This is a genomic window from Nitrosomonas marina (assembly GCF_900110145.1).
GTDB lineage: Bacteria > Pseudomonadota > Gammaproteobacteria > Burkholderiales > Nitrosomonadaceae > Nitrosomonas > Nitrosomonas marina.
This window is the reverse complement of the sequence record NZ_FOCP01000049.1, coordinates 1-4,478: the sequence shown is the minus strand read 5'-3', so window position 1 is coordinate 4,478 and position 4,478 is coordinate 1. Positions and strand designations below refer to the sequence as shown.

4 protein-coding genes are annotated in these 4,478 nt (G+C 40.3%); 1 reads left to right on the top strand and 3 read right to left on the bottom strand.

Annotated features, from left to right (window positions below):
• Nucleotides 1-6: 6 nt before the first annotated feature.
• On the top strand, nucleotides 7-180 hold the full coding sequence (locus BMX44_RS17600) for a glycoside hydrolase family protein (RefSeq protein WP_425433722.1): 174 nt from the start codon (nucleotides 7-9) through the stop codon (nucleotides 178-180).
• A gap of 108 nt (nucleotides 181-288) precedes the next feature.
• On the opposite strand, the gene BMX44_RS16130 is transcribed toward BMX44_RS17600, so the two are convergent.
• The 3 genes from BMX44_RS16130 to BMX44_RS16120 all read right to left on the bottom strand — a co-directional run.
• The gene (locus BMX44_RS16130) at nucleotides 289-564 is read right to left on the bottom strand and encodes a hypothetical protein (protein ID WP_090634933.1); all 276 of its coding nucleotides are present in this window, start codon (nucleotides 562-564) and stop codon (nucleotides 289-291) included.
• 279 nt (nucleotides 565-843) lie between these two features.
• On the bottom strand, nucleotides 844-3,330 hold the full coding sequence (locus BMX44_RS16125; RefSeq protein ID WP_090634931.1) for a G8 domain-containing protein: 2,487 nt from the start codon (nucleotides 3,328-3,330) through the stop codon (nucleotides 844-846).
• A gap of 326 nt (nucleotides 3,331-3,656) precedes the next feature.
• The coding region (locus BMX44_RS16120; RefSeq protein WP_218143999.1) for a glycoside hydrolase family 19 protein at nucleotides 3,657-4,478 on the bottom strand (822 nt) is incomplete at its 5' end.

The following is a 4,478-nucleotide window of genomic DNA, read 5'->3' as shown; positions in this document are numbered from 1 at the left end:
TTTCTCATTTCTTCAGTACTTCGAATGATTAATAATCCTTCCGCAAAAACCAGATATCCAAATCTCGAAATGGCATGGAAGGCATGGAGAAAATCACAAGGGAGAGTGATGCAAGGGCTCATAAACCGACGCAATGCGGAGTGGAGAATCTACTCTGAAGGAGTCTATGAATGGTGGTAATTAATAATAAACTAATACAGATTAGCTGTAATTTGTATTATTGTCGTGCTAAAGGGAAATTCGCTGGTGCTTCAATATTCGGAGGATTTATCATGCGATCGGACAACATTACTTGAGTAACCCGCGATCTACCAAATATTTTCGACCTTTTTGTTCGATGAGCCAAACCTGTTCGTTTAAGTAATCCATATCATACGTGTAATATTTGGTGGTAAATATGTCAAACAATGAACCTATATATCTTAATTCCACCAATTCTCTAATGTGGAATTCGGCAAGTTGCTTATCGATCCATAAAGTCGTTGCTATTCTATCAGTAGACAATACACTTGTAGCAAGAAGTAAAAGCATTATCTCCTGTATTGGATCAAGTTTTTTTTTCATGATTCCTCCCTGGTTGATGACTCGGTCAGCGGGGCCTGAAGTAAGGCGCTAATTTTGGACAGGAGAAGAGTGTTTGGATTTGTTTTACTTACAATTACCTGGCAAGCTACTAATCTATTATCATTTTTAATCAATCCCATGACGCTTGATATCTTGTATTGACACGATTAGTGTCTATGCTTTGCAACAAGTATGGACAAATAATTCAAGCTCAAATCTAAATTGACAGAAATTTATAAACCGGGTAATTAGCAGATCAAGCCCGAGCTAGTCTTATAGTTAATCCCAACGCTTAATAAATAGTTCTTCCAGCTTTGCGGAGTCATTAATCGGGCACGTAAAACCTTGTATTTCTGAATGGTAATTATTTGTGCACCTGGCTATTTGGTTCAATGTTGCGACGCCATATTTGTCCCAGCATTGTTGGTTAGTCATTCCAAGAGTTGGGCAATCATCTTCAGGATTTGCGTATTTGTTGTTGATTGTTACATCTTCTATTACATGGTCTGGGGATTGTTCGTAGAAGAAATACTCAAAATTTTCTCCAGGTTGTCTGTTGTAGTTAAGAACAAATAAATGAGATTCTTTTGTTCTTGCCGTTAACGAGAACGATCTTTCTAGGTTTGATATGATGTCCGCAGAAGTCATTGATAAATACTTATTAGATGGGCCAGTATTTTGGACAAACTCGACATTGTTAATAAGTGTGTGTTTTGTAGATACTATAGGTGAATGCTCTCTTACGTTGACATAATTACGTAAATAACTATTTTCGATTATTGTTATTTTTGGAGGCATATCGCCTTGTAATGAGTATTTATCGGGCTGTAAAAAAGCAGGTAAATCAATTCCTAGATTAAAACCTTCAACTCTGATGTTTTTTAATACTGTGTGACCCGATCTATATCGGGTGTTTGTTAAATCAACGCCCTTATTGATTGTATAAATGTGGTTTTGATTAGATATAGTTTGATCACTTACCAGCGTCATGTCGGCATATACGGCGAAAGTATTCCGCTGTGAATAAATACCCGTCTGCTTGATATTCCAAAGGAGGTAATTATTGATTTTTCCAACCATACCTGAAAAGCCTACCCATAAACCAACACCGCTAGCATAAATTTCATTTTCCTGTGAAATCCTAACTTTGGGTGCCCAAGTGCCAGAATAGTCCGTCCATTGACTTAAGTCGTCTATATCAGCACCTCTGTGTTTCGGCGTTAAAGGCTGATTAAACCAGAAACCACTGGGGCGGGAGTTATACATGACTCCAGCAAAAGCGGCATTAGCAGCTACGTTTCCCAAGAGATAGTTATCGTTGCCGGTAAACCAGTAAGCGGAACCTTCGTATCCAAAATCCGCAAAACCGAGAGGCCTGTCAGTTCCGGCCACACCACCATATCTTGGCTCATAAAGGCTGGTAATGATGGTGCCGGATTTAACAGCAAAATTGTTTGTAAATCGATTTTCTTTTTCATTACCTTCTTCGGTTATGAAGCTTGCACCTTCTGTATCATAAACAACGTTACTGTCTATCAAACCAAAATGGGAGTTATGTACTGTGATTCCCCATTTTGCACCGTTGTCTACGGAGTTACCCATAATTACGAATTGATAACCTGTATTGTCGGGATTGACGGGGCCCATCAGGTGATGCATGTGTATCGGGTAACGGCCAATTTGATTAGTACCAATATGTTTAACTTCACCATTCTCGATAATAGTATTATCAAGAGGTTTTGAGGTAGTTCTTCCCAAATCAACAAACGCAGTGTATCTAATATCGACGTTCGCTCTTTCAGTAAATAACAGATGTCCTCTTACTCCGTAAGGGTCTTCTGAGCTTATCCGAATATTTCTTGTCAAATTTCCAACATGAGGCATCCCAACTATATTTCCATCTGTATCACGGCCGCCAAGATGATCAAAATCTAATGGTTTAGATAAAGTAATTGTTTTATCAGAAATATCAGTGATAATCAGTTCTTCCAGTTGAAGCTCAATAGGGGTGACTGGATCGATTTGCCATTTTCTAATCAATGGAGTTTGTCTTGTGTCCGGGAGTACGAGCTTATCTCCAACTGACCAGCCGGATGGGTTAACTTCAAGGGAGAGTCTGGTTTGACCTGATTTTGGTTCTTGAGCTAGTCTCGCCCAAGTCGGTGTCATCTCTTTACCATGCATGCTGATTTCACCAAAAACAATCATCCCGGTGCCGAATTGTAAAGGGTCGTATGTGTCAGTTACGGGATCTGATTCTAGGACGGCAAGCGGACGATTTGCAATAATTAATTCGGCAAGGATGTTGTGTTTAACAGGGTTTGATACCGTGCCAATTTCTAATCGACCTTGTGAATATACTAAAATGGTTCCTGCTTTGATTTTGGTGTTAATTTCGGTGTCGAATGTTAAAATTCCTTTTATACCTATAGCAGCCAGAGAAACGTCGCTGACTCCATTGTAATTGACGGTATGGCCTTGCTCTATCCTAACAACATCGTTAGCTTCTGGTAGCCTGTTTTCTTGCCAGGTGGAAAGATCGAACCAATTTCCATTTTGCTTCGAAGTTATTGTTGGTTTTGATGCGAAATCAGGAACCACATCTTTGGCAGAATTAATTAACGTTGGTTCATTTTGTAATACGACTGGTGGATGAAAATTTGTCTCCTCATTTGAATTCAGCTCGTCATCCTGGTTTCCATATACGGCAGTTACAGAAATAGAATACAAGATTATAGGAATTGCTATTTTGTTAACTAAAATCATAAGTACCTCCACATACGAAAAATTGCCATGGTAATAGTGGCTTGTTATGAACTCCTCAGTGTGAAAGGGTCTTAGAATTAATAACTTTTGTTTGAACAGCCAGCTATTGATGTCGAAAAGTGGTACTTTCCAACAAGTGATACTTTTAAAAGTATGATGACTTTGAATGTCGAACCTACTAGATATGCTGATTTTCAAAGCTTCAATTAGAAGGGTTTTTTTGCGTTTGTTTTCCCTTTTAATGCGATTTTGTAGTAAAAACTTTTAGTTAATACAAGATTGAAAAGTACAGACTATTTGTTTTATTTCTTGCGAATTTTATTAAGTTAATCACTCAGCCCACCCGTAACAACATGTGCAATCCTACGGTCCTTAACATCCTGTCCGACTTCGTTAGAATTGATGACTATAGGCTGCTGATTGCGTTTTCCTGAACCCGACGTAAGCTGTTCAGATATTGACGGCGCGTCGGGTATTTTGTGTTGTATGGTTGGTATTTTTGGCGCAGCTGGTGTCTGAGCAGATACAGTCTGTGTTCTGGTGATGCTTGGTGTCTGCAGTGATGCCATGTAGCTGGCGTATTTGGTGTCCACGTCAGATAGACCGTTAAGGCCACCATTTATGCCTCTTCTAACTCCTTTGGTATTTCCAGCTCTTGCCATATCCCCCAGATTGTTCTTTTGCCAGTACCAGGCAGCGATTTTTGCTGCCATATCGGGTTTTGAAGCAAGATCAGGGTATTTAGTCAAATCAACACCGATTGCTTTGCTTGCCGCTTCGTAGTTGTTTCGCCCGGTAAGCTGTATATGCCCGCGCCCACGGAATTTATACGCATCGCCCGGATTAACGTTACCCATACGACCGCCGTACATGATCTCTGCTACGGCTTCAGGTCCTTGCGCCATGGCTTGCTCTATTGCCGTGCGACCTTTGCTTTTGGCGGTTTTGCTGACTTCCATAATCCTGTCTGCGCTTCGATAATTAAAACTCTCTTCCATGCGTGTGAATCCGGCTGATTCGTGCGACATTTGCGCCATGAACATTGCGCGCTCTTTTGGATCTGTTATGCCTGCCCGGTCCATTTGACGTATTAGGGCGTCTTCATTTCTTGAAGCGGAACCGGATAATTTTGATCCTGCCTTGTTGGT

Bases quoted from the DNA above. Each gene is read 5' to 3' on its own strand.
- BMX44_RS16130 (WP_090634933.1), bottom strand. From the start codon at position 564: ATGAAAAAAAAACTTGATCCAATACAGGAGATAATGCTTTTACTTCTT.
- BMX44_RS16125 (WP_090634931.1), bottom strand. From the start codon at position 3,330: ATGATTTTAGTTAACAAAATAGCAATTCCTATAATCTTGTATTCTATT.